Origin of the sequence: Streptomyces sp. NPDC086777, from assembly GCF_040702065.1 — a bacterium.
In the GTDB taxonomy this organism is placed as follows: Bacteria; Actinomycetota; Actinomycetes; order Streptomycetales; family Streptomycetaceae; genus Streptomyces.
Genome location: NZ_JBFBJI010000001.1, coordinates 222,314 through 246,784 on the forward strand (window position 1 = coordinate 222,314; position 24,471 = coordinate 246,784).

General features: G+C 71.7%; 19 protein-coding genes and 1 pseudogene. 10 read left to right on the forward strand and 10 right to left on the reverse strand.

Features of this window, described 5'->3' with window-relative positions:
* Positions 1-83: 83 nt before the first annotated feature.
* The 9 genes from AB0472_RS01050 (at position 84) to AB0472_RS01090 (ending at position 11,537) form a co-directional block, all read left to right on the forward strand.
* Positions 84-1,241 carry a mandelate racemase/muconate lactonizing enzyme family protein gene (locus tag AB0472_RS01050; RefSeq protein ID WP_366352224.1) on the forward strand — a complete coding sequence of 386 codons (1,158 nt, stop codon included), beginning with the start codon at positions 84-86 and terminating at the stop codon, positions 1,239-1,241.
* Entirely contained in the window at positions 1,238-2,245 is a 1,008-nt protein-coding gene (locus AB0472_RS01055; RefSeq protein WP_366352226.1) for an alcohol dehydrogenase catalytic domain-containing protein, read from the forward strand. The genes AB0472_RS01050 and AB0472_RS01055 overlap by 4 nt, the downstream gene beginning before the upstream one ends.
* Positions 2,246-2,359: 114 nt before the next feature.
* Positions 2,360-3,337, forward strand: coding sequence for a hypothetical protein (locus AB0472_RS01060; protein ID WP_366352228.1), 978 nt, complete (start codon positions 2,360-2,362; stop codon positions 3,335-3,337).
* Positions 3,338-3,439: 102 nt separating this feature from the next.
* Complete coding sequence (chvE, locus tag AB0472_RS01065; RefSeq protein WP_366352230.1) at positions 3,440-4,549, forward strand: multiple monosaccharide ABC transporter substrate-binding protein; 1,110 nt, start codon at positions 3,440-3,442, stop codon at positions 4,547-4,549.
* Between the two features lie 44 nt (positions 4,550-4,593).
* The gene (gene mmsA, locus AB0472_RS01070) at positions 4,594-6,156 is read left to right on the forward strand and encodes a multiple monosaccharide ABC transporter ATP-binding protein (RefSeq protein WP_366352232.1); all 1,563 of its coding nucleotides are present in this window, start codon (positions 4,594-4,596) and stop codon (positions 6,154-6,156) included.
* Complete coding sequence (gene mmsB, locus AB0472_RS01075; protein WP_366352234.1) at positions 6,153-7,397, forward strand: multiple monosaccharide ABC transporter permease; 1,245 nt, start codon at positions 6,153-6,155, stop codon at positions 7,395-7,397. Before mmsA ends, mmsB begins: the two co-directional genes overlap by 4 nt.
* Before the next feature lie 53 nt (positions 7,398-7,450).
* Complete coding sequence (locus AB0472_RS01080; RefSeq protein WP_366352236.1) at positions 7,451-8,605, forward strand: aldose epimerase family protein; 1,155 nt, start codon at positions 7,451-7,453, stop codon at positions 8,603-8,605.
* A 213-nt stretch (positions 8,606-8,818) separates the two neighbouring features.
* On the forward strand, positions 8,819-10,462 hold the full coding sequence (locus AB0472_RS01085) for a histidinol-phosphate transaminase (RefSeq protein ID WP_366352237.1): 1,644 nt from the start codon (positions 8,819-8,821) through the stop codon (positions 10,460-10,462).
* Positions 10,463-10,718: 256 nt separating this feature from the next.
* Positions 10,719-11,537, forward strand: coding sequence for a BTAD domain-containing putative transcriptional regulator (locus tag AB0472_RS01090; RefSeq protein ID WP_366352239.1), 819 nt, complete (start codon positions 10,719-10,721; stop codon positions 11,535-11,537).
* Here AB0472_RS01090 and AB0472_RS01095 read toward each other — a convergent pair.
* The 8 genes from AB0472_RS01095 to AB0472_RS01130 all read right to left on the reverse strand — a co-directional run bounded on the left by AB0472_RS01095 (position 11,491) and on the right by AB0472_RS01130 (position 22,567).
* The gene (locus AB0472_RS01095) at positions 11,491-12,564 is read right to left on the reverse strand and encodes an MsnO8 family LLM class oxidoreductase (RefSeq protein WP_366352241.1); all 1,074 of its coding nucleotides are present in this window, start codon (positions 12,562-12,564) and stop codon (positions 11,491-11,493) included. The genes AB0472_RS01090 and AB0472_RS01095 overlap by 47 nt on opposite strands.
* Positions 12,561-13,856: an MFS transporter gene (locus AB0472_RS01100; RefSeq protein ID WP_366352243.1), complete on the reverse strand. Its 1,296-nt coding sequence runs from the start codon at positions 13,854-13,856 to the stop codon at positions 12,561-12,563. The genes AB0472_RS01095 and AB0472_RS01100 overlap by 4 nt, the downstream gene beginning before the upstream one ends.
* Positions 13,853-16,594, reverse strand: a complete 2,742-nt coding sequence (gene lanKC / locus AB0472_RS01105) for a class III lanthionine synthetase LanKC (RefSeq protein ID WP_366352244.1) — start codon at positions 16,592-16,594, stop codon at positions 13,853-13,855. Before lanKC ends, AB0472_RS01100 begins: the two co-directional genes overlap by 4 nt.
* 106 nt (positions 16,595-16,700) lie before the next feature.
* Positions 16,701-16,823: a hypothetical protein gene (locus AB0472_RS01110; RefSeq protein WP_366352245.1), complete on the reverse strand. Its 123-nt coding sequence runs from the start codon at positions 16,821-16,823 to the stop codon at positions 16,701-16,703.
* A 137-nt stretch (positions 16,824-16,960) separates the two neighbouring features.
* The gene (locus tag AB0472_RS01115; protein WP_366352246.1) at positions 16,961-18,571 is read right to left on the reverse strand and encodes a methyltransferase; all 1,611 of its coding nucleotides are present in this window, start codon (positions 18,569-18,571) and stop codon (positions 16,961-16,963) included.
* Between the two features lie 61 nt (positions 18,572-18,632).
* On the reverse strand, positions 18,633-19,805 hold the full coding sequence (locus AB0472_RS01120) for a 4-hydroxybenzoate 3-monooxygenase (RefSeq protein WP_366352247.1): 1,173 nt from the start codon (positions 19,803-19,805) through the stop codon (positions 18,633-18,635).
* Positions 19,806-20,105: 300 nt separating this feature from the next.
* Positions 20,106-21,044, reverse strand: coding sequence for a UTP--glucose-1-phosphate uridylyltransferase (locus tag AB0472_RS01125; RefSeq protein ID WP_366352249.1), 939 nt, complete (start codon positions 21,042-21,044; stop codon positions 20,106-20,108).
* A 296-nt stretch (positions 21,045-21,340) separates the two neighbouring features.
* Positions 21,341-22,567 (reverse strand): acyl-CoA dehydrogenase family protein, encoded by a 1,227-nt coding sequence (locus tag AB0472_RS01130; RefSeq protein ID WP_366352250.1) that lies wholly within the window; start codon positions 22,565-22,567, stop codon positions 21,341-21,343.
* Positions 22,568-22,898: 331 nt separating this feature from the next.
* On the opposite strand from AB0472_RS01130, the pseudogene AB0472_RS01135 reads away from it, so the two are divergent.
* A pseudogene (locus tag AB0472_RS01135) lies at positions 22,899-23,105 on the forward strand (protocatechuate dioxygenase); the annotation flags it as partial.
* Here the strand turns inward: AB0472_RS01135 and AB0472_RS01140 are convergent.
* Both AB0472_RS01140 and AB0472_RS01145 read right to left on the reverse strand, forming a co-directional pair.
* Positions 23,101-23,856, reverse strand: a complete 756-nt coding sequence (locus AB0472_RS01140; RefSeq protein ID WP_366352252.1) for a hypothetical protein — start codon at positions 23,854-23,856, stop codon at positions 23,101-23,103. The pseudogene AB0472_RS01135 and the gene AB0472_RS01140 overlap by 5 nt on opposite strands.
* A 94-nt stretch (positions 23,857-23,950) precedes the next feature.
* Positions 23,951-24,433: an ATP-binding protein gene (locus tag AB0472_RS01145; protein WP_366352253.1), complete on the reverse strand. Its 483-nt coding sequence runs from the start codon at positions 24,431-24,433 to the stop codon at positions 23,951-23,953.
* Positions 24,434-24,471 lie beyond the last annotated feature (38 nt).

Genomic DNA, 24,471 nt, shown 5'->3' on the forward strand with positions numbered 1-24,471 from the left:
GACACCCCTGCCGCCCCGTCCTTACTGTCACGCCAGCATTTCGAACGTGTGACGAAATCTCGAACAGCTGAGGGGCAACTGCCGTGCGCATCACCGGAATCAGCACACACGTGGTCGGGACGCCGTGGCGCAACCTGACCTACGTCCAGGTGCACACCGACGAAGGGATCACGGGAGTCGGCGAGACCCGGATGCTCGGTCACACCGACGCGCTGATCGGCTATCTGCGAGAGGCCGAGGCCAACCACATTCTCGGTTCGGACCCGTTCGCGGTGGAAGACCTGGTACGCCGGATGAAGTACGGCGACTACGGCCGGGCGGGTGAGATCGTCATGTCCGGCATCGCCGTCGTCGAGATGGCCTGCTGGGACATCAAGGGCAAGGCGCTGGGCGTGCCCGTGTGGCAGCTGCTCGGCGGAAAGGTGACCGACAGGGTCAAGGCGTACGCCAACGGCTGGTACACCACCGAGCGGACGCCGGAGGCGTACCACAAGGCCGCCCAGGGGGTCGTGGAGCGCGGGTACAAGGCGCTGAAGATCGACCCGTTCGGCACCGGGCACTTCGAGCTGGACCACGAGCAGACCCTGTACGCCGTCTCGCTCATCGAGGCCGTGCGGGACGCCATCGGGCCGGACGCCGAGCTGATGCTGGAGATGCACGGCCGGTTCTCGCCCTCCACCGCGGTACGGCTCGTGCGCGAGCTCGCGCCCTTCAAGCCGGCCTGGCTGGAGGAGCCCGTGCCGCCGGAGAACCTGAAGGCGCTGGAGAAGGTCGCCGCGAAGGTGGACATCCCGGTCGCCACCGGTGAGCGCATCCACGACCGCATCGAGTTCCGCGAGCTCTTCGAGAGCCAGGCCGTCGACATCATCCAGCCGGACGTCGGCCATATCGGTGGAATCTGGGAGACCAGGAAGCTCGCCGCCACCGCCGAGACGCACTACGTGCTGGTCGCCCCGCACAACGTGGGCGGCTCGGTGCTGACCGCCGCCTCCCTCCAGGTCGGGTTCACCTCGCCGAACTTCAAGATCCTGGAGCACTTCAACGACTTCGCCGACGCCGAGATCAAGAAGGTCGTCAAGGGGGCGCCGGAGGTCGTGGACGGGTACTTCGAGCTGTCCGACGCGCCGGGGCTCGGGGTCGAGTTCGACGCCGACGCGGCCGCCGAGTTCCCGCAGCAGCAGGCCCGGTTCGACCTGTGGGCCGAGGGTTGGGAGCAGCGCAAGCCGAAGGGCACGAAGTGAGCGCGTCACAGATCGTCGTCGAGGCGCCGGGCGCCCACCGGGTCGAGGAGCACACGCCCCGCGAGCCGGGTCCCGGCGAGGCGCTGGTCGCCGTGCACGCGGTCGGGATTTGCGGAAGCGACCGCGAGGTGTACCAGGGGAACCGGCCCGAGGGGTACGTCCGGTACCCGTTGACGCCGGGCCACGAGTGGTCGGGGACGGTACGGGCGGTCGGCGCCGGAGTACCCGCCTCGCTCGTCGGGCGCAAGGTGGTCGGCGAGGGGTTCCGGAACTGCCAGGTGTGCGACCGCTGTCACGCCGGGGAGACCACCCTGTGCACCGACGGCTACGAGGAGACCGGCTTCACCCAGCCGGGCGCCATGGCCGCCACCCTCACCCTCCCGGCCCGCCTGCTGCACGCCCTCCCGGACGACGCCGACCTCACGGCCGCAGCCCTGCTCGAACCGGCCGCCTGCATCGCGGCCGCAGCGCTCAAGGGCAACGCTCAGCCGGGTGAGCGGGTCGCGGTGGTCGGCACCGGGACGCTCGGGATGTTCGCCGTGCAGTTCCTGCACGCGATCTCACCGGGCGAGCTGCTGGTCGTGGGGACCAGGAACGACCGGGAGGCCCTCGCCCGGCAGTTCGGGGCGACCGACTTCCGTACCAAGGACCAGCAGCTCCCCGACGACTTCGACGTCGTCGTCGAGACCGCCGGGTCCGCATCCGCCGCGCGCACCGCCGCCTCCCTGCTCAGGCGCGGCGGACGCCTGGTCCTCACCGGCATCCCGGCCGCCGGTGCCGACGGCCTGGACCCGACCGACCTCGTCGTACGGCAACTGGAGGTGCACACCGTCTTCGGGGCGCCGCCGGACGCCTGGTCGCACACGGTCCGAGTCTTCGGGGCCGGTCTCCTCGACCCGCTGCCGCTGGTCACGCACGAGCTGCCGCTGACCGAGTTCCCGCACGCCATCGAGCTGGTGGGTTCCGGTGATCCGAAGGTGGGCAAGGTGCTGCTCCGCCCCTAGTCGTACGCCGGTCGCGGCGTGCCCTGATCTCGCCGTGGCCGGCGTGCCACCACAGCCTTTTCTCTGCCCCGAGCCGCGAACCTTGTCCGAAATACCGAACACGAAGGACAGCTTGTGACGACCGACGCTTCCGTTACGGCGGCCCGCCGACCCGGTGAGCAGGCGCTCGCCGCCCTCGGCCTGGGCGCGCCCGCCCTCGACCCCGCCGACGCCTCCGCCCACAGTTTCCCGGGCGGCGGGAAGTGGCGCACCGAGATCCCCTCCTGCGAGGGACCCGAGGCGCTGGCCGTCGTCCTCAAGGAGTCCTCGCGCCTGGACGTGCCGATCCACCGGATCAGCCAGGGCAGCGGCGTGTGGATGCTCACCGACGCCGAGATCACCGAGATGGTCGAGGCGACGAACGAACGGGACATCGAGCTCTGCCTGTTCACCGGCCCGCGCGGCACCTGGGACATCGGCGGCTCGGTGCGGTCCGACTCGCGCGGGGCCGGACTGCGTGCCCGCGGCCACGACGCCGTCGCCGGCTGTGTCGAGGACGCGGTGCGGGCGACCGAGCTGGGCGTCAAGTGCCTGCTGGTCGCCGACGAGGGGGTGCTGTGGACGCTGCACCGGGCCCGGCAGGCGGGGATCATCCCGGCCGACACGACGCTGAAGGTCTCGGCGCTGGTCGGTCCCGTCAACCCGGCCTCGTACTCCGTCTTCGAGCACCTGGGCGCCGACTCCGTCAACGTGCCGAGCGACCTGACGCTCGACCACCTCACCGAGATCCGGCGGGTGTCGGGCGCGCCGATGGACATGTACATCGAGGCCCCCGACGACCTCGGCGGCTACATCCGGATGTACGAGGTCGCCGAGCTGATCCGGCGCGGGGCGCCGATCTACCTGAAGTTCGGGCTGTCCAGGGCGCCCGGGATCTATCCGTGGGGCACGCATCTGCGGGACGTGACGCTGGACACCGCGCGGGAGCGGGTGCGGCGGGGGCGGCTCGCCCTGGATCTGCTGGCCCGGCACGGGGCGGACGGGGAGATGGCACCGCTGGGGTCGCGGTTGCCGGGTTCCCTCCGCCGGTTCCCCGTCGAGGGTTCCGCCTGACGAACGTTGGGGACTGCGGGTCCGTCGTGGCTGGTCGCGCAGTTCCTCGCGCCCCTCGGGGCGCTTCACCTCTCAACGACGAGAAGAACAGGGACCGATCACATGCGCACTCGTAGAAGCGCCCTCACCCTCATAGCCGGGGCCGCCTCGCTCGCTCTGACCCTGTCCGCCTGCGGCCAGAGCAGCGAGGGCGGCAGCAAGGAGGACAGCGGCAGCGCCAAGGGCGGCACGATCGGCATCGCGATGCCGACCAAGTCGTCCGAACGCTGGATCAACGACGGCAACAACCTCGTCAAGGACATCAAGGCCAAGGGCTACAAGACGAAGCTGGTCTTCGGCGAGGACGACCCGGACACCCAGGTCTCGCAGATCGAGAACCTGATCACGCAGGGCGTCAAGGGCCTGGTCATCGCGGCGATCGACAACAAGTCCCTGAACAACGTGCTCCAGGAGGCCGCGGACGCCCACATCCCGGTCATCGCCTACGACCGGCTGATCCTCGGCACGAAGAACGTCGACTACTACGCGTCCTTCGACAACGAGAAGGTCGGCGTCGAGCAGGGCACCTACATCGTGCACAAGCTGGGCCTGGACAGCGGCAAGAAGGGCCCGTTCAACATCGAGCTGTTCGCCGGCTCCAACGACGACAACAACACGAAGTACTTCTTCAACGGCGCGATGAGCGTGCTCCAGCCGTACATCGACAAGAAGCAGCTGGTGGTCAAGTCCGGCCAGACCGCGCTGAACAAGGTCACCACCCTGCGCTGGGACGGTGCGACCGCGCAGTCCCGCATGGAGGACATCCTCACCTCCTCCTACAAGTCCGCCAAGGTCGACGCGGTGCTCTCGCCGTACGACGGCATCTCCATCGGCATCATCGCCGCCCTGAAGTCGGACGGCTACGGCTCCGGCAGCCAGCCGCTGCCCGTCATCACCGGCCAGGACGCCGAGCTGGCCTCGGTGAAGTCGATCATCGCGGGGGACCAGACGCAGACCGTCTACAAGGACCTCCGCAAGCTCGCCGAGGTCGCCGCCACCATGGTCGACGACGCCCTCAACAAGAAGACCCCGCAGGTCAACGACACCAAGACGTACGACAACGGCACCAAGGTCGTGCCCGCCTACCTGCTGCAGCCGGTGAGCGTCGACAAGTCCAACTACGAGGAAGTCCTCGTCAAGGGCGGCTACTACACCGACGCCCAGCTCAAGTGAGACCTGTCCCCCACTAGTTGTCCTACTGATTGGAAGGCACGACCATGGCGGGACCCGTCCTGGAAATGCGCTCGATCGTCAAGACCTTTCCCGGCGTCAAGGCGCTGTCGGACGTCACGCTGACCGTCCGCCAGGGCGAGGTCCACGCCATCTGCGGGGAGAACGGCGCCGGCAAGTCGACCCTGATGAAGGTCCTCTCCGGCGTCCACCCGCACGGCAGCTACGAGGGGGACATCCTCTTCGAGGGTGAGCTCTGCAGGTTCGGGGACATCCGGGCGAGCGAGCAGCGCGGCATCGTCATCATCCACCAGGAGCTGGCGCTGTCGCCGTACCTCTCGCTGGCGGAGAACATCTTCCTCGGCAACGAACACGCCAAGGGCGGGTTCATCGACTGGCGGGAGACCCTGCGGCACGCCACCGAACTGCTGCGCCGGGTCGGTCTCGACGACCACCCGGAGACCCGCGTCACCGACATCGGGGTGGGCAAGCAGCAGCTGGTGGAGATCGCGAAGGCGCTGTCGAAGAAGGTGAAGCTGCTCATCCTCGACGAGCCGACCGCGGCCCTGAACGACGAGGACAGCGGCAAACTCCTCGACCTGATCCTGGAGCTGAAGAACCAGGGCATCACCTCGATCATCATCTCCCACAAGCTCAACGAGATCCGCAAGGTCGCCGACTCGGTGACGATCATCCGGGACGGCCACTCCATCGAGACCCTCGACGTGAAGTCGGCGCAGACGACGGAGGAGCGGATCATCGCGGGCATGGTCGGCCGCGACCTGGACCACCGCTTCCCGGAGCGGACCGCGTACGAGGGCGAGGCGGACGCGGCGCCGGCCCTGGAGATCCGCGACTGGACCGTGCGGCACCCGATCGACCAGGAGCGCAAGGTCGTCGACGACGTGTCGATCCACGTCCGGCGCGGCGAGATCGTCGGCATCGCGGGCCTGATGGGCGCCGGCCGCACCGAACTCGCGATGAACGTCTTCGGGCGGACCTACGGCCGCTACGACGGCGGCACGGTCCTCAAGGACGGCACGGAGATCCGTACCAAGTCGGTCGCGGAGGCGGTCGGGCACGGCATCGCGTACGTCACCGAGGACCGCAAGCACTACGGCCTCAACCTCATCGACACGATCAACCGCAACATCTCGCTGACCGCGCTGAACAAGGTCGCCCGGCGCGGGATCGTGGACGAGCACGAGGAGCGGCAGGTCTCCGAGGGCTACCGCACGTCCATGAACATCAAGGCGCCGACGGTCTTCGAGCCGGTCGGCAAGCTGTCGGGCGGCAACCAGCAGAAGGTCGTCCTCAGCAAGTGGATCTTCGCGGGCCCGGACGTGCTGATCCTCGACGAGCCGACCCGCGGCATCGACGTCGGCGCCAAGTACGAGATCTACACGGTCATCGACCAGCTCGCCGCCCAGGGCAAGGCGGTCGTCTTCATCTCCTCCGAGCTGCCCGAACTGCTGGGCATGTGCGACCGCATCTACACCATGGCCGCGGGCCGCCTGACCGGTGAGGTGCCCAGGGCCGAGGCCACGCAGGAAGTGCTGATGCGCCATATGACGAAAGACAAGGCGAAGGACAAAGAGGTAACGCGATGAGCACGGATGTCACCGCCAAGAGCCCGGCACCCGCGCCGCCGGGCGGGAGCGGGTCGGCCGCCGACGGGAACCTGCTCCGGATGGTCCTGGACGGGCTGCGCCGCAACATGCGCCAGTACGGCATGCTGATCGCGCTCGGTCTGATCGTCGCCCTGTTCGCGGTCTGGACGAACGGCGACCTGCTGCTGCCGCGCAACGTCTCCAACCTGGTCCTGCAGAACAGCTACATCCTGATCCTGGCCATCGGCATGATGATGGTGATCATCGCCGGGCACATCGACCTGTCGGTCGGCTCGCTGACCGCGTTCGTGGGCGCCTTCGCGGCCGTCCTGACGGTCAACCACGGGGTGGCGTGGCCGCTCGCGCTGATCCTGTGCCTGGTGATGGGCGCCGTGGCCGGTTCGCTGCAGGGGTTCCTGATCGCCTACCTCGGCATACCGTCGTTCATCGTCACCCTCGCCGGGATGCTGCTCTTCCGCGGTCTCACCGAGATCCTGCTCCAGGGCCAGACCATCGGCCCGTTCCCCAACGGGCTGCAGAACCTGGGCAACGGCTTCCTCCCCGAGGTGGGCCCGGACACCAACTACCACAACATCACGCTGCTGCTGGGCATCGTGCTGATCGCCGCCGTGGTCTGGCAGGAGTTCCGGGACCGTCGCCGCCAGCAGGAGTTCGCTCTGGAGGTGCCGCCCACCCGGCTGTTCCTGCTGAAGCTGACCGCGCTGGTCGCCGCGATCCTCGTCCTCACCATGCTGCTCGCCAGCTACAAGGGCGCCCCGATCATCCTCATCGTCCTGGGCGCGCTGGTGGTCGGCTACGGCTACGTGATGCGCAACGCGGTCTTCGGCCGGCACATCTACGCCATCGGCGGCAACCTGCCGGCGGCCAAGCTGTCCGGCGTCAAGGACAAGAAGGTCTCCTTCTACGTCTTCCTGAACATGGGCGTGCTCGCGGCCCTGGCCGGGCTGGTGGTGGCGGCCCGGCTGAACGCGGCCTCGCCGAAGGCGGGCGACGGCTTCGAACTGGAGGCGATCGCCTCCTCGTTCATCGGCGGCGCCTCCATGAGCGGCGGTGTCGGCACCATCCTCGGTGCCATCATCGGCGGTCTCGTCCTCGGCGTGCTGAACAACGGCATGAACCTCCTCAGCGTCGGCACCGACTGGCAACAGGTCATCAAGGGCCTCGCCCTCCTCGCGGCGGTCGGCTTCGACGTGTGGAACAAGCGCAAGTCCGGTTCGTAGTCAGCAAGGGCCCCGCCGCAAGGCGGGGCCCCTCCTACATGCAGGAGCCGCACATGGAACTGAACAGACGCACGGTCATCGCGGGAGCCGCGGCCGCGGGCATCGCCGCCACCACCCTCGGCAGCGGCACGGCCGAGGCCGCCTCGGCAGGCAGGAAGCCGGTGAAGGAGCTCTTCGGCACCCTCGCCGACGGGACCAAGGTCCACCGCTGGTCCCTGGAGAACGGCGGCACCCGCCTGAAGGTCCTCTCCTACGGCGGCATCATCCAGTCCCTGGAGATCCCGGACCGGCACGGCCGGTACGCCAACGTGTCGCTCGGGTACGACAACCTGGCCGCGTACGTCGCCGGGACCACCTTCTTCGGCGCGACCATCGGCCGGTACGGGAACCGGATCGCCAAGGGCCAGTTCACCCTCGACGGCAAGAGCTACCAGCTCTCCGTCAACGACGGGGTCAACAGCCTGCACGGCGGCGCCAAGGGCTTCAACACGAAGGTCTGGGACATCGAGGGCTTCACCTCCGGCTCCGACGTCGGCCTGCACCTGCACTACACGAGCGTCGACGGCGAGATGGGCTACCCGGGCACCCTGAGGACCAGGGTGACCTTCACCCTGGACCGGCACGGCGACTGGACCATCGACTACGAGGCCACCACCGACAAGCCGACCGTGGTCAACCTCACCAACCACACCTACTGGAACCTCGCCGGTGAGGGCAACGGCACGATCGAGGACCACGAGCTGACGATCGCCGCCGGCCGCTACACGCCCACCGACTCGGGCCTGATCCCCACGGGCGAGCTGGCCAAGGTCTCCGGCACCCCCTTCGACTTCCGCAAGGGCAAGCCGGTCGGCCGGGACATCCGGGCGGGCCACCCCCAGCAGGTGCAGGCCAAGGGCTTCGACCACAACTGGGTCCTGGACAAGGGCGTCACGGCACGGCCGGAGCACATCGCGACGCTGCGCGACCCGCGCTCCGGCCGCACCCTGAAGATCGCCACGGACCAGCCGGGCCTGCAGTTCTACTCCGGCAACTTCCTCGACGGCACCCTCGTCGGGACCTCCGGCCGCACCTACCGGCAGGGCGACGGGCTGTGCCTGGAGACCCAGCACTTCCCGGACTCGCCGAACCACCCGGGCTTCCCGTCGACGGTGCTGCGGCCGGGGCAGGTGTACAGGACGCGGACGGTTCATTCGTTCGGGTCCTGAGGTGAGACGGCGTGGGCGCGGCCGGTAAGGGGCCGGTCGCGCCCACGCGCGCGTTCGGTTCCAAGAAGAAACGTAAACTCACACTTTTTTCACACGGGTTGAACAGCGCCACAGCCACCCCCGTACTCAAGGGCGGCCCGTGCTCCCCCGCGCGGGCCGCCCAAGACGACGGGCCCGGACGTCCCCACCGGGCCCGCCTCATACGGAGGTTAAATGGCCGGCAACGTCACCTCGTTGTTCCGCAGCGGCGCACACAGCCCGTCGATGGCGGCGCTGGCACGCGAGGGGGGCGACGGCACCGGCCCGGTCGACTTCTGCATTCCCTGCAACCCCTACTTCCCCACCCCGGCCATGATGGAAACGATGGCGGCCCGGCTGAAGGACATCATCACCTTCTACCCGAGCAGTGCCGACACCATCACCGCCGAGCTGTGCCAGCTCCTCCAGCTCCCCCCGCAGGCCGTGGCCATGGGCAACGGGTCCACCGAGCTGATCACCTGGATCGACCACCTGCTGGTCCGCGAGTCCCTCGCCGTCCCCGTCCCCACCTTCGGCCGCTGGACCGACCAGCCGATGGAGACCGGCAAACGCGTCGACATGTTCCCGCTCCAGGAGTCCAACGGCTTCGCGCTCGACCTCGCGCAGTACGCCGAGTTCATCCGCAAGCGGGGCACCAGGGTCGCGGTCGTCTGCAACCCCAACAACCCCGACGGCGGCTTCCTCCACAAGCAGGCCCTCGTGCAGTTCATGGACGCGATGGCCGACCTGGACCTGATCGTCGTCGACGAGTCGTTCCTGGAGTTCGCGGACGCCGAGGCCGAGCCCAGCGTCGTCCAGGAGGCGATGCTGCGGCCGAACGTCATCGTGCTGCGCAGCCTCGGCAAGAACTTCGGCCTGCACGGCGTCCGGTTCGGCTACATGGTGGCCAACCCCTCGCTGGCCGGCAAGGTCCGCTCGATGCTGCCGAAGTGGAACCTCAACGCGTTCGCCGAGTACGTCGTCTTCATGCTCAAGGAGCACGGCACCGAGTACGCGCAGAGTCTGCTGCAGGTGCGCAAGGACCGCCTGGAGATGGCCAGCCAGCTCGCCACGCTGCCGGGCCTGACGGTCTACCCCTCGCAGGGCAACTTCCTCTTCGTGCGCCTTCCCGTCGGCGCCGAGGGCACCGTGGTGCGGGACCGGATGCTCACCGAGCACCGGATCCTGGTCCGCGAGTGCGGCAACAAGATCGGGTCTTCCAGCCGCTTCCTGCGTCTCGTGGTGCGCCCCGAGGTGGACGTGCGTCGCCTGGTGTCCGCCATGGAACAGGTGCTCTACGGGACCAGGAGGGGAGCCGCCGTACCCGAGCTGGGCACCGGGACCAGCTACAGCTCGGGTACGGCGGCGGTGGACCGGCTGGTGAGCGAGACCAACGGGGCCGGTATCCAGCTCGCGCAGGCCGTCGGCGCGGGGCCCGTCCCGGGGCTCGCCGCCGCTCCCGCCGCCGGCGTCGGCATGCCGCTCCCCGTCGCCGCGCAGCAGGGTGGCGCCGGGATGCCGATGCCGGCGGCAGCCATGCAGATGCAGCAGCCCCAGCAGCCGCCGATGATGGCACCGGTGACGCCGATGGCGCCCGCGCCCGCCCCGGCCCCGATGCCCATGCAGATGCAGGCACCCGCCCCGGTTCCGGCCCCGGCTCCCGTTCCGGCGGGGCCCACGCCGCCCGGGGTGCCGGCGCGGGGTGGGCTGACGGCGGCGCAGGTACGGGGGATGACGGCGCCCGCGCCACCGGTGCCGAACCTGGCCCCGGCGCCGGCCACCGGGTGGCCGAACGCCCAGAGCTGGCCGAACGCGGCGGGCATGGGACAGACCGGCTAGTCGCCGTGGGCAGCGTGGGCCGTGCCGTACGTCGCCGGGTGCGGCTGCGTCGGGGCTGCTCGCGCGGTTCCTCCCCCGGCCTTCGGCCGGGGGCACCCCCAGCGCCCCTTGCGGGGCGCCGCCGGACCGTGGTCGTCGGGTTCCGTTGAACGGAACCCGAGGCGACAGGCGGTCGGTGGCGGATCACTCTTTCCTCCTGCGGTCCGGCCGAGGGGCCGGGGCGCGTCCGGCGTCGGGGGGACAGATGCAGCAGGGGGTGGCCGCTTCGCGGCCGGGCACCGTCCGGTTCTGCGTGCTGGGGCCGTTGTCCGTCGCCGGGGACGGCGGGCCCCGGTCGCTCGGTCCGCTCAAGCAGCGGGTGCTCCTCGCGATGCTGTTGTGCCGTCCCAACACCCACGTCTCCGTCGAGGTGCTGACGGACGCGCTGTGGGACGGCGGGCCGCCGCGGACGTCGCGGAAGAACATCCAGGTGTACGTCTGGGCGCTGCGCAGGCTCCTGGAGGAGCTCGGCGCCGGCGGACGGCTGGTCCGCGGTGCCGGCGGTTATCTGCTGTCGGTGGGCGAGCAGGAGCTGGACTCCCTGTGGTTCCGGCAGCTCGCCGAGGCCGGACGGCTGGCCGCGGACGGGGGCGATCTCCGCTCCGCGGCCGGGCTGCTGAACCGGGCGCTGCGCCTGTGGCACGGACCGGCGCTGCCGGAACTCCGGTGCTCGCGGGACCTGTCCGACGAGGCCGAGCACCTCGGGATGCGCTACCTCCAGGTCTACGAGGACTGGGCGGAGGCCGAGCTGGCGCTGGGCAACGCCCGGGCCGTCGCGGGCACCATCGGCGAGCTGACGGGACGGCACCCGCAGCGCGAACGGCTGCGGGCCGCGCACATGGACACGCTGTTCCAGCTGGGGCGGCAGAGCGAGGCGTTCGCCGTCTACGACGAGTACCGGCAGTTCCTCGCCGGGGAGTTCGGGCTCGGGCCGAGTCCGGTGCTCGAAGCCCGGTACCGGTCCATGCTGTCCGGCGGCCAAAGCCTGGTCACCGCGCCGCGGCGGACGCCGGGGCCGGCGCCCGCCGACCCGTGAGCATGCGCAGGGTCCGGCCGCGCTCCGCCCCCGTGAGGTCGAAGGGGACCAGCATGACCTCGTCGGCGCCCAGCGCGCCCGCCACCCGGTCGACGGCCCCGGCGACCGTGGCCGGGCCGCCGTGGACCACCTGCTGGTCCGCCAGGAACCCGCGGGCGAGGTACTCCTTACGGGCCCGCGGCACGGGCTCGTCCGGGGCGGACCCGGTGCGCTGCCGCACGGTCCGGGACGCGGCGTGCAGGGCCAGCCGCTCGGCCTCGTCGTCGCTCTCCGCGCACAGCACGTTGAGCGAGGCGATGACGTAGGGGCGGGCACCGTGCGGGCCGGGGTCGAAGGCCGTCCGGTAGCGTTCCACGGCCGCGGGGCGGCACTTGGAGCGGCCCAGGTGGTGGCCGTAGACGAACGGCAGTGAGCGCTGGGCGGCGGTGCGGGCCGACCCCTCGCCGGCGCCCAGGACGTGGACCTCGGCCGGTGCCGCGACCCGGGGGGACAGGAACAGGGCCGGGCTGTCCGGCGGCGGGGTCGCGGGGGCCGGCAAGTTCAGGAAGCCGGTCAGTTCGTCGAGCAGGGCGGGGAAGTCGGCCGTCGCCCTCGGATCGCGGCGCAGCGCGGTCTCCAGGAGCGCGCGGTAGGCCGGGGTTCCAGCGGTGCTGGAGGAGCGGCCGACGCCCAGGTCGATGCGGCCGGGGTGCAGGGCGGACAGGGTGGCGAACTGTTCGGCCACGACGTAGGGGGCGTGGTTGGGGAGCATCACCCCGCCCGAACCGACCCGGATCCGGCGGGTGCGGGCGGCGATGTGCGCGACGAGGACCGCCGGGGCGCTGCTGACGACGTCGGGCGAGCCATGGTGCTCGGCGACCCAGAAGCGGTGCAGACCGCACTCCTCGGCGACCCGGGCGAGATCGGCGATCTCCCGGACGACCCGGTCGGCCGGAACCGTGCCGTCCGTCGCGCCGACCTCCAGCACGGACAGGAGGACCGGGGGACGTGCGGTGCCGGTGGTGCGCCGGTTCTGTGGCGTGCTCACGAGGGACTCCCGTTCTGTGCGGGGTCCTGTGCCGGGGTGCCGGGCCGGGGCGGCACGGGCAGGACCAGGGGGACACCGGCCAGCAGGGCGAGCGCCACCGCGAACAGCGCGGCGGTCGCGGGCAGCGACAGGCGGGCCAGCAGCAGTCCGGCGGCCAGCGGCCCGAAGGGCTGCAGGAGCTGGGCGAGCAGGCTGCTGGTGGTGCTGACCCGGCCGTAGATCTCCTCCGGCACGGCGACCGCCATGATCGTGGCGAACGTCGCCGTGCCGACCGGGGTGAGCAGGCACAGCGCGCAGAAGCCGCCGACGAACGCGACGGTGCTGCCGCTGCTCCAGGCGAGGGCCAGCAGGGCGGCGCCGAGCGCGGGCGCCGCCGCCAGGGTCGCCTTCAGCGGGACGTGGCGCTGGAAGAGCGGGGTGAGCAGGGAGCCGGCCAGGCCGACGACGGCGGCCGCGCTCATGGCCGTTCCCACCATGACCGCGCCGCCGGGCAGCCGGCCCACGCCGAGGATCAGGGCGAACGCCAGCGCGGAGAACGCCACGTTCAGGCCGGCGAAGTACCCGGCGGAGCAGCGCATGAACCGGTCCCCGACCAGGTACCGCCACCCCGCGGCGAGTTCGGTGCGGAGCCGCGGTCCGCCCGGCCGCGCCGCCCCCGTTTCGGGGCGGGTGGAGCGCCTGCCGTCGCGCCGGGCGCGGACCGCCACGGCCACGCACAGGGCGGAGACGCCGAAGGTCAGCGCGTCCACCGCGAAGGGCACGGACGGGGAGAGCGACAGCAGCAGCCCGGCCGCGGCCGGTGCGGCGATGTCGGCGCCGTAGGCCCGGGCCTGGTTCAGCGACATCGCCGTGCCCAGCTGCCCGGCCGGTACGACGCGTCGGAGGACCGTGTTCTGGGCCGGACGGAACACCTCCAGCGCCGCGTCCGACACGATCACGGCCGCCAGGGCCGCCGTGATCGGCAGGGGGCGCAGCAGCACCCACCCGGCCAGCACCCCGACGGCGGTCATGCGGACCAGGTCGCACAGGAGCATCAGGGTGCGCTGGTCGCAGCGGTCGCTCAGGTAGCCGGCCGGGATCCGGGTCACGAGCGCGACGACCAGGGAGGCCGTGCCGATGGTCGCGGCGGCCGTGGGCGAGCAGCCCGCGGCCAGCAGCACCAGCGGCAGCACGACGAACGTCATCGACGACCCGAAGTCCGACAGCGCCTGCCCGATCCACAGCAGCCGGAACGCCCGGTTGCGGCCCAGCCGGGGCGTCTCGACCGTGTCCAGGGGCACGGTGGCGGTCATGCGCCGGTCCCCGGCGCCGGGAGCAGGTCGTCCAGCAGGAAGTTGGTGTTGGTGCGCGCGCCGGGGCCGGCCCGGTGCAGCCGGTCGAGGAAGAGCGCGACCCCGGCCGAGCCGGTCGCCAGGTCGCAGCTCTCCCGGACCGTCTGCTCGCCCGGGAACACCACGCCCTCCGGCCGCCGCACGGCGCTGCACAGCACCGCCTCCGCGGCCCGCTCGGCGTCGCCCAGCAGTTCGGGGTCGCCCAGGAACTCGTACGCGTCGAGGAGGACGTTGCCGAGGCCGCTGAGCCCGTGGAACAGCTGCGGGAACGTCGTGTACGTGCGCCGTACGTCCGGCAGCAGCTCCGCGACGCGCTTGCCCAGGGCTTCGTCGCCGGTCACGTGGTGGTAGCGGAGCAGGGCGGTCAGGATGCCGGCGGTGCCCTCGTCCCAGTAGTGGCGCAGTACGGTGGCCGGTTCGCCGTCGGCGGCGACGGCCGGGAAGGACAGCAGGCCGGTGGGCGAGTAGATGCCGCAGGCCAGGTCGAACTCCAGCCCGGCGCGCCCCAGTTCCAGCACGGCCGGGTCGCCGGTCGCCGCGTGCAGGGCGAGCAGGAACATGGCCACGCCCGACGCGCCCTCGCCGTAGCCGACGGGGACGTGCCGGCCGGAGCCGGGCCAGTGGGCGCGGCCGTTGTCGTGCCGGGCGGTGCGCGCGAGGTGGGCGCCGATCTCGCGGGCCCGGTCGAGGAACCCGGCGTCGCCGGTGTCGCGCCACAGCCGCAGGCACGCCATGCCGTGTCCGGCGGCGCCGGTCAGCACGCCCGGCTCCGCGTACATCAGCGGGTGCCCGGCGGCGTCGTGCAGGACGCGGGCGGCCGTCTCGCGGTGGCCCAGCGCCGAGAGCACCCAGGCGACGCCCGCCGAGCCGTAGTAGAGGCCGGGGGGCAGTGCCGTGTGACCGGTCGGCCTGCGTAGGGCCCAGGCCAGGAAGGTGTCGGGCACCTCGCGGCCGGTGGCGTGCAGGGCGTGGAGGCAGCCGTAGGCGCCGTGCGCGACGGAGAGCGGGTTGGTCTCGAAGACCAGCATGTCCGCCGGGAAGAGCCGGTCCTCGCGGTGCGGGTCGGCGGTGCGGTGGAGGTATTCGGTCACGCCGTCGAGCGTGGCCGCGATCCGCCGGTGCAGGTCGGCCGAGTTCTCCTCGTCCGGGGTGACGCGGTGGGCCAGCGGCGGGGGCCGGTGCCAGGCGGTGGTGAGGGGCAGGTCGGTCAGCCGGCGGCGCAGGGCGGCCGGGTCGGGCAGCGGGGCGTCCTCGTCGTAGAGGTCCTTGACGAGTGCGACGAGTTCGGCGGGGAGCGCGAGGTCGGCGGCCACCGCGTCGAGCAGGCGCAGCGGTACGGCGTGGTCGACGAGGTCGTTCTGCTGGCAGGTCAGGACGCAGCACAGCATGATCCCGCCGAGCGCGTAGTAGTCGGAGCGCCGGTCGCCGCGGCCGGCGGCCACCGCGCGCCGGGTGACCGTCCCGGGGGTGCCGAGGCCCGCGCCGCCGCCGCGGTCCTCGTGGAAGGCGGACTCCAGGTCGATGACCCGGATCCGGTCGTCCGCGGTGACCATGATGTTGGTCGGCGACAGGTCGCCGAGCACGATGCCCCGTTCGTGGCAGGCGGCGATCGCGTCCGCGACCTGGAGCCACAGCAGCCGGAACCGGTCGTAGTAGTCGGTCAGCGCGGCCGGCGTGAGGTCCAGCCCGTACAGCGGGTTGTGGGCGACGCTCAGGTGGCCCAGGTGGTCGCCCTCGACGTGCTCCTCGGCGATGAACGCGTGCTCCCACTGCTCGAAGAACGCGACCGGCCGCACGAACAGGCCGGTGCCGGCCAGTTCTGTCAGCAACTCGTGTTCGTGGCGCAGCAGTTCCACGGCGTCGATGCCTTCGGGGCCCACCTCGACCCCGGGCCGGGCCTCGCGCAGGACGACGTCCGCGCCCGTCTCGGTGTCCACGCCGCGGTAGATGCCGCCGCGGTTGCTGAAGGCCAGTGCGCTCTCCACCCTGAACCGGCCGTTCAGCAGGCCCCGGCCGCCGCCCGAGGAGCCGTCGGCGGCGGTACGGGCGGCCTGCTCCGGGCCGGCGTACGGGTCCCGCGCCCAGCTCGGCGCGGTCCAGAAGGGAGTGCGCACGTCGGGGACCAGGGAGCCGTCCGGCGCCTGCATCATCAGGTTCCGCAGGCCCAGCGGCCCGAGCGCGAAGCGGCTGACGAAGCCGCCGTAGCGGTACGACACCACCTTCGAGCCCGGGCAGCGCCGGTCGGACAGGACGTACGGCCCGTCGAAGTCCCGCAGTGCCTCGGTGAGTTCCGCCGCGACGGCGAGGAACTGGCTGTCGTCGGCGGGGTAGACGGTGATGAACTTCCCGCTCGACGCGCGCGGGAAGGACTTTCCGTTGGCCTCGCGCACCGCGAGGGGATCCATCAGGAACTTGAAGCGCACCCCCGCGTCGCGCAGCACGGGCAGTGCCCGCCGCAGCGTCTCGGTGCTGGTGCGGGAGGTCGCCGAGACGTGCAGCTTCCAGCCCTCGCCGGTCACGGGCGCGGCCGGCGGTTCGGCGATCAGCCAGTAGCCGCGCCGCCAGGTGCGCCAGTCGCCGGGCACGGCCGCCCAGTAGACGCTCAGGTGCTCGCTGCCCGGCGCGCGTCGGCCGAAGTCCTCGAACCACCGCGGATCGTGGTTCATGTACGACAGCACGTTCTCCCACGGCAATTGCATCTCGGCCCGCCCCTTCTCCGCCCTCGTGAACTCGATCCCGCGGGCGGTCCCGGACGGGTCGGCGCACTGGGCCGATTCCGTCGGGACCGCCGTGTTGAGGTACCTGTCAGCAGCTCGTGATGGCGCAGGAGCTGCAGCTGAAGACGATGGAGCTGGTCGGGGTCTCGACCTCCATGCTCTGCAGTGACAGGACGAATTCCGCCTCGACGGATTCGGTGTTCTTGGCCATGACGGTTCTCCAGTCTCGGTCGACGTCAGCGTGTTCCGCTGACCTCTCCCATGCTGGGGAGGGCCGCTTCGGAAACGGCTTGCGAACGGTTCGCAACCGGTATGCCGGTGCCCGGGCCCGCGGCCCCCCGCGGGGCGCTACCCGCGCACGGCCTGCAGCAGCGAGGCGCCGAGGGGCAGTGCGTGGCGGGCCGCCTGCGTGAAGCCGGTCTCCTCCAGCAGCCGGCCGTAGCCGGCCTCGTCCCGTTCCCTGCCGCCCACGTTGCACAGCATGTGGATGTCCCAGGCCGCCGCCGCACGGCCGGGCAGCAGGCGTTCCACGACGAGGAGTTCGGCGCCCGGCCGCATCGCCTCGGCGCAGCGGCGCAGGATGGTGCGGCAGCGGTCGTCGTCCCAGTCGTGCAGGACGCGGGACAGGAGGTAGACGTCGCCGCCGGACGGGACGGCCTCCGTGAAGTCGCCCTCGGCGAACGTGCAGCGGCCGGACAGGTCGGCCAGTTCCGACCGGGCGGCCGCCAGGGCGTCGGCGCGTTCCAGCAGGACGCCCTCCAGGTGGCCGTGGGCGCGGAGGATCCGGCCGAGCAGGGCGCCGTTGCCGCCGCCGACGTCGACGACGCGTCGTACGCCGGAGAAGTCGACGAGGTCCGGTACCGGCGTGAACATCTCGGCGCTCGCGGCCATCGACCGGTGGAAGAGGCCGCCGAGTTCGGGGTGCTCGGCGAAGTAGCGGAAATGGTGCTTGCCGTAGCGGTGGGCGAAAGCTTCCTTCCCAGTGCTGACGGCGTACGGGAGCCCGGCGAAGGAGTCGTAGAACGGGCCGCCGTAGAGCAGTGCGAGCGGGTGCAGGGAGTGCTCGGTGCGGGCGCGGAGGGGCTCGCCGAGGGCGGTGAGGTGGTGGGTGCCGTCGGGGGACGACGTCAGCAGGCCCAGGGTGGCCAGGTAGCGCAGGAGGCGGTGCAGGGCGTCGGGGTCGGTGCCGGTGAGGGTGGCGAGGGTGGCGGTGTCCAGGGCGGGGCGGGCGGCGAGGTGGTCGGCGATGCCCAGTTCGGCCATGGTGCGGACGGCCTGGGTGGCCCAGGCGCCGGTCATGACGCCGAGGAGGGCGAGGGTGGGGTCGGGCAGGGGTTCCTGGCGGCCGGGGAGGCGGAGTTCGAAGCGCCGGTGGCCGGCGGTGCGGAAGTAGAGGACGGTGACGTTCTCGTGGTTGTTGTAGCCGCCGCCGTCGGGGACCGCGCCGCCGCGCTCGGTCAGCAGGGTGCGCAGTCCGGCGGGGACGACCCGGCCCGGTGCGGTCACCGCGAAGGCGTGGTGCGACTCGTGGCCGGCCGCCCGCTCGTCGGCGGCGACCGTCTCCAGCGGGGAGCCGGGCGGCACGGGCAGCGCGAAGATCTCCACGGTCCGCCCGGCCACCGGCACGTGCACGATCCCGACCGGGCTGTCGCCGAGGGCGGCGCCGTAGCGGCGGGCCAGCCGCCCGCGCACCACCACGCTCGGGGTGACGGGGCCCGGGTCGAGGCCGGCGCTCCGCAGGTCGTCGCGGAGCCCGTCGAGGGAGGCGGGGAAGACCAGTACGGCGGTGTGGTCGTAGCCGAGGTGGCGGGCGACGTCGGCCCGCTCGTCGGCCGTCAGGCCGGGCAGCAGCCCGGCGAGGACCTGGTCCGTGTCGTGGTCGCGGACGTGGTCGGCGGCGTGCCGGATCCGGTCCAGGTCGGTTTCCGTCAGACATGCCTGTACGACGGAGAGGTTCATGAAGGGTTCCCGATGATCGTGGGGCAGGAAGAACCGGGGGCGGCGGAGCCGGTCCCGGTGGTCAGATGCCGGTGTAGTTCTCGGCGAAGAAGTCCTGGTGGGCGCGGGAGGTGCGCAGGCTCTCCAGCCGGGCGTACTGCAACCGGCGGCCGTAGCGGGCCTCGTCGTCCGCGCCGGCCGGGGCGTGCAGCAGGCCGCTCATCCAGTGCGAGAACTCGTGGGCCCGCCAGACGCGGGGCAGGCAGTCGGCGGCGTAGCGGGCGAGGCCGGTTCCGTCGCCGTGGGCCAGTGCCGCTTCCAGGGCGCGGGCCAGCAACCCGGCCTGCAGGACGGCGAGGTTGGCGCCCTTGGCGGCCGAGGGGCTGATGAGTCCGGCGGCGTCGCCGGCCAGCCACAGCCGTCCGGCGCCCGGCGAGTCCAGGACGTCGGAGCGCAGGTCGACGACGGCCTTCTCCAGGACGGGTCCGTGGCGCAACGGCCCGAACTCGGCGGTCCGCAGCCGGGTGGCCAGCTCCGTCCAGATCCGGTCCGCGCTCCAGTCGGCGGGGTCGGTGCCGCGCGGGCACTGGAGGTAGTACCGGGTGACGGTGTCCGTGCGTGCCATGTGGCCGGCGAACCCGCGCTCGTGCAGGGCGTATCCGACGGCCTCCAGGCTGGGCGGGGCCGCGACCAGGACGGCCAGCCAGGAGACCCCGTGGTCGTGGCGGGCGGTCCGGGTGCCGCGGGCCGTCAGCGCGGCGCGGCCGGTCCCCCGGTGCCCGTCGCAGCCGGCGACGAACCGCCCGGTGACGTCGGCACCGCCACGCACCCGCACCCGGGCCGCCGCACCCTCCTCGGTCACTTCGCCGGCGTCGGCGCCGAACCGGATCTCCCCGCCGCGCCGCAGGTATTCGGCGATCAGGTCCCGTACGAGTTCCTGCTGCGGGTAGACGGTGTGCGGCTCGCCGAGGCCCAACTTGCCGTAGTCCAGGGTGAACTCGCCGCGGTCGCTGCGGAACAGGCAGGTGGTGTGGGTCTTCCCGCGGGCCGACAGGCCGCCCGCCAGACCGTGTTCCGTCAGCACGCGCACGGAGTGGGCGGCGAGGAATCCGGCGCGGGCCCGGCCCTCCACCGCGGTACGGTCGCGCCGCTCCAGGATCACGCAGTCGACGCCGCGGTCCAGCAGCAGGTTCCCCAGGACGAGCCCGGCCGGGCCGGCGCCGAGGATCACTACACCGACCTGTGCTGTTGCCATGCCCCACCCCTGGAGTTACTCGCTGTCCAGAAGGTTCATATCAGCCGCACCCCTTACATAAAGGGAGGAAGCGGACCAATTACCCCTAAAGGGTTGCCTGAGGTGACGAGAGCTGCCGGGATCGGCGCGAACGAGGGCGGAAACGGCGCGGTGCCCGTCCGCATCGAATGCGAACGGGCACCGGATCGAGCGCCGGGCAGGCCTTGCACCTGCATTTCCCCGCAGGAAGCGGGGCGTCTTTCCTTGGACCACCAACGCAGCACCAGCCACCGCGAGTTGCGGCGACCAGCTCTGAAACGATCATACCGTACGCCGCGCGTCCCCCTGCAACTCGCCCCGCACGTCGCCCTCGTCGAGCTTGCTGACCAGACCGCGCAGCACGGGCCCGTACTCGGGGTGGGCGAGGGCGAAGGCCATCTGCGCGACGAGGTAGTCGGCCGGGTTGCCGGTGTCGTACCAACGGCCCTGGATGACCTGCCCGTACACGGCCCGGTTGCCGGCGTAGGCGTTGATGGCGTCGGTGAGGTACACCTCGCCGGTGCGGTGCTCGTACCAGCGGCGGGTCTGCTCGCGCAGCTCGTCGATGATGCCGGGGGTGACGACGTACCCGCCGATGGCCGCGTACGGCGACGGCGCGTCGGCCGGGGCGGGCTTCTCGACCAGGCCGGTGATGCGCAGCTGCCCGTCGCCGAGGTCCTCCTTGACGATGGGCACCCCGTAGCGCTGGGAGTCGGCGGGGTCCATCGGCAGCAGGGCGAGGACGGGGCAGCCGGTCTGCTCGTAGGCGCGTATCAGCTGCTGGGCGCGGGGCACCTCGGCGACGAACACGTCGTCGGGCCAGAGCACCAGGACGGGTTCGTCGCCGAAGGAGCGGGCGGCGTTCAGCACGGGCGTGCCGTTGCCGTACGGCCCGTACTGGTCGAGGTAGGTGATGTGTCCCTTGCGGGCCAGCTCGGCGACCTCCTCGACGGCGTCCGCGTAGGCGGTCTTGCCGTCCGCGCGCAGCTGTTCCACGAGCGCCGGATTGGGTCGGAAGTGGTCCTGGATCAGGCTCTTGCCGCCCGAGACGACGATGGTGATGTCGGTGATCCCGGAGTCCACCAGTTCCCGCACGGTGTGCTCGATCACCGGTTTGTCGCCGACGGGGAGCATCTCCTTCGGCGTGGCCTTGGTCAGGGGCAGCAGGCGGGAGCCCAGTCCGGCGGCGGGGATCACGGCCCTGCGGATCGTCGGCGACATCAGGTCTCTCTCGGTCGAGCGGCACGGGGTACGGGGACGGTACCAACGGACCCTGTCCCACCAGGGAACACCGATCGTCCGGCCCCCTGCGTCCAGACGATTTCCGGGCGAAGCCGGGATGAAGAGTTCAGTGCGGCGGCTCCTGCGGCGGTGTGCCGGGGACCGCTCCCGCGACGCGCGGTCCGGCGATCCCGGCGGGGCCGAATCCCCGCTCGGCGTGGATCCCGGGGCTGTGCTCACCCAGGCCGGGCGCCGGTGAGGACGGATTCGGGGGGCTCGGATTCGGGGGGGCGCCGTCACCTCACGAAGGCGCTCAGGCCGTCGGTGACGGCGCGTCCCACGATCAGGGTCTGGATCTCCCGCGTGCCCTCGTAGGAGTAGAGGGCCTCGGCGTCGGCGACGAAGCGGCCGACCTTGTAGTCGAGGATGATGCCGTTGCCGGCCAGCAGCTCCCGGGCCCACCCGACGTTCTCCCGCATCCGCACGGTGCAGTACGCCTTCGCCAGGGCGGAGTGCTCGTCCCGGTAGATCCCGGCGTCCTGCAGCTGGGCGAGGCGCGTCACCATCCCGCACGAGGCCGTGGCGTTGCCGAGCATCTTCACCAGCAGGTCCTGGACGAGCTGGAAGCCGCCGATCGGGCGCCCGAACTGCTCGCGTTCCTTCGCGTACCGCAACGCGATCTCGTACGCGCCGAACATCACGCCGACGGCCTGCCAGGCCACCCCGCTGCGCGTCTGGCGCAGGATGTCGGCCGTGTCCTTGAACGAGTTCGCGTTCTGCAGCCGGTCGGCCTCCGGAACGCGGCAGCCCTCGAGCACGATGTCGGCGTTCTGCACGATCCGCAGCGCCATCTTGTTCTCGATCTTCGTCGCGGTGAACCCGGGGGTGCCCTTCTCCACGACGAAGCCCAGCACGTGGTTCGTCGCGGTGTCCCGCGCCCAGATGACGACCAGGTCGGCGAAGGTCGCGTTGCCGATCCACCGCTTGGCGCCGTCGAGGACCCACTCGTCACCGTCGCGGCGCGCGGTCGTCCGCAGGCCGCCGGCCACGTCGGAGCCGCCGTGCGGCTCGGTCAGCCCGAAGGCCCCGATCTTCTCGAAGCGGCTCATCGCGGGCAGCCACCGCCGCTTCTGCTCCTCGGAGCCGCAGGCGAGGACCGAGCCCATGGCTAGCCCCGTGTGCACGCCGCAGAAGGTCGCCAGGGACGCGTCGGCGTGCGCGAGTTCCAGCGCGAGAAATCCCGAGAGGAGATTGCTCGGCCTCGACTCCGCGGAGTCCGGGTCCGCCCAGTCCACGAGCCCGAGCCCGCCGAATCCCGGCACCAGCTGGAAGGGGAACTCGGCCCGTGCCCAGTAGTCGTCCACGAGAGGGGCGGCCTGCGTGTCGAGGAAGGCGCGGACCCGCTCGATCGTCTCCCGCTCGCCGTCCGCCAGCAGTTCCTCGAAGGAGTAGAAGTCGGCGGGAAGCAGCCCTTCGCCCAGGTAGGGTCCGGACGGCGTCGGCAGGAGCGGGTTGGCCGCCATGGAAATCCTCCTCCAGCACTGCGGGACAGGGTGGTGACGTCGAAGCCCCTCACCACCCGGGCACTGTCCGTGCGGTGTCTGGGTTCTCCGGCGCGATTAGACCCGGATCCCGCACCGGATTCCGCGCGCCCTCGCCGGTCAGGGGGTGCCACCGTCGCGGCGAACTACCCCAATGGCCCCTTTGCCCGGCCGTAGTCCGCGACGCCGGGGACCGGCCGCCCATCCGGTTGTCCCAACCCACGGCCGCTGCGCCCACGGCCAGGGCGGCGGCGGTCGTCCCGGTGGCGACGAGTACGGTACGGCGGCCGACGGAGCGGGCGCCATCTGGTGTCTGTCATGGGCACGGGGTCTCGACCGAGGCCCCGCGGCAACCGCCGCCCCCGGCCTCCGGCCGGGGGCGGCGGTTGCCGCGGCGGTCCGCACCCTCACGGAGGAGATGACCGAAGGCCCCTACTACCTCGACGGCGCGCCGGTCCGCACCGACATCACCGAGGGCAAGGCGGGCATCGCGCTCAGGCTCGCCCTCACCGTCGTCAACTCCGCCTGCACCGGCCAGTGACGCCCGGGCCCCCGGGGGACGACGAGGTGCGCCCGTCCCCCTGGGCCCCTCCCGCGGAGTCCCGGGTCGCGTTCCTGCGCCGTATCCGCCAGTACCACTCGTTCTGCACAGCCGTGGAGAATCCGATCACGGAGCTGATCAGTGCCTGGAAGGCGGCCACCAGAGCAGTGGCCTCCCACTCGAGACGGGGCGTCCCGGGCCGGGGACCCCGGTGCACCGCGAACCTGCCCTCGGGGTCCACGGTGACGGTGAGACGGTCGCCCGCGGCGAGGCCTCCGGCGCCCACCGTGCCGACCAGTCGGTGACCGGACAGATCGGCCAGCCGGGCCACCGGCCCTCCGTCGCTCAGACCTCCAGCGCCGTCGGAGTAGTCGACCGAGGTCACGACCGCCTTCTCGACCCGACCGCGGTCGTGCAGCGCCTGCTGCTCCAGCGTGTAGGTGAACATGGCCGTCGTCAGTGCGACGCACACCGCGGCCACGACATCCAGCTTCCCGAACTCCCGGTGCGGGTGGAGAAGGAGACCGACCAGCCCGATCAGACAGCCGGTCGCGACGACGACGCCTACGAAGATCAGGAGCGACGACCACCAGTCGGGCGTGCCGGCCACGCCGTACGCGATGCCGAACGAGCCGGCGGTCACCAGAGCACTCGCGGGGACGGCCAGTACGGTCCACAGCGTCCGCACGCTCCACTTCCGCAGCCGCGTCGTCTCCCCGGCCTTTTCCATGACACGTACCACTCTCTCGGTCACACCGAAGGCGGCCACCGGAGTCCTCCCCCGAACGGGTCCTACCCAGAGCTTCGGGGGGCGACGCCCCACGTCACGGGCGAGGTGCCGCGCAGCGGTGGAGGCGGAACGGCAGGTCGACCTCGGCCCGTACGGTCTTGCCCGGTGCGCCGTCGCAGTCCCGCTCCAGCACCTCCCACCGATCGGCCAGCGCGTCCACGAGCACGAGTCCGCGCCCACCGGCGTCCAGCGGCCCCGACGGCCGTACGTCCCTGGGGCCGGGCGGCCGCCGTTCGGCCCGGGTGTCGGTGACCTCGATCCGCACGCTCCCCGTCACCAGCGAGAGCCGCAGCTCGAAGTCCCGCCCGGGCACCCGGCCGTGCGTCACGGCGTTCGCGGCCAGCTCCGCGACGATCACCGACACCTTGTCGATCACTTCCGCCGATGCGAACCGGCCTCCCCACGCGTGAAGTTGGGCGACCGCGAGATGCCGCGCGAGCCGCGCACCACGCGGGGTGCCGCTGAGCCGCTGGGCGAGTGTTCGACTGACGGTGACGAGGGTGGAGGGTGCGTCCATGCCCCCAATCTGGCGGCTGGCGCAGGCAGTTCTCCAGG

What these genes read in the sequence shown, in the direction of transcription:
- AB0472_RS01115 (WP_366352246.1), bottom strand. Translation starts at nt 18,571, where the DNA reads ATGAACCTCTCCGTCGTACAGGCATGTCTGACGGAAACCGACCTGGAC.
- AB0472_RS01145 (WP_366352253.1), bottom strand. Translation starts at nt 24,433, where the DNA reads ATGGACGCACCCTCCACCCTCGTCACCGTCAGTCGAACACTCGCCCAG.
- AB0472_RS01080 (WP_366352236.1), top strand. Translation starts at nt 7,451, where the DNA reads ATGGAACTGAACAGACGCACGGTCATCGCGGGAGCCGCGGCCGCGGGC.
- AB0472_RS01140 (WP_366352252.1), bottom strand. Translation starts at nt 23,856, where the DNA reads ATGGAAAAGGCCGGGGAGACGACGCGGCTGCGGAAGTGGAGCGTGCGG.
- mmsA (WP_366352232.1), top strand. Translation starts at nt 4,594, where the DNA reads ATGGCGGGACCCGTCCTGGAAATGCGCTCGATCGTCAAGACCTTTCCC.
- chvE (WP_366352230.1), top strand. Translation starts at nt 3,440, where the DNA reads ATGCGCACTCGTAGAAGCGCCCTCACCCTCATAGCCGGGGCCGCCTCG.
- AB0472_RS01130 (WP_366352250.1), bottom strand. Translation starts at nt 22,567, where the DNA reads ATGGCGGCCAACCCGCTCCTGCCGACGCCGTCCGGACCCTACCTGGGC.
- AB0472_RS01085 (WP_366352237.1), top strand. Translation starts at nt 8,819, where the DNA reads ATGGCCGGCAACGTCACCTCGTTGTTCCGCAGCGGCGCACACAGCCCG.
- mmsB (WP_366352234.1), top strand. Translation starts at nt 6,153, where the DNA reads ATGAGCACGGATGTCACCGCCAAGAGCCCGGCACCCGCGCCGCCGGGC.
- AB0472_RS01120 (WP_366352247.1), bottom strand. Translation starts at nt 19,805, where the DNA reads ATGGCAACAGCACAGGTCGGTGTAGTGATCCTCGGCGCCGGCCCGGCC.
- AB0472_RS01100 (WP_366352243.1), bottom strand. Translation starts at nt 13,856, where the DNA reads ATGACCGCCACCGTGCCCCTGGACACGGTCGAGACGCCCCGGCTGGGC.
- AB0472_RS01110 (WP_366352245.1), bottom strand. Translation starts at nt 16,823, where the DNA reads ATGGCCAAGAACACCGAATCCGTCGAGGCGGAATTCGTCCTGTCACTG.
- lanKC (WP_366352244.1), bottom strand. Translation starts at nt 16,594, where the DNA reads ATGCAATTGCCGTGGGAGAACGTGCTGTCGTACATGAACCACGATCCG.
- AB0472_RS01125 (WP_366352249.1), bottom strand. Translation starts at nt 21,044, where the DNA reads ATGTCGCCGACGATCCGCAGGGCCGTGATCCCCGCCGCCGGACTGGGC.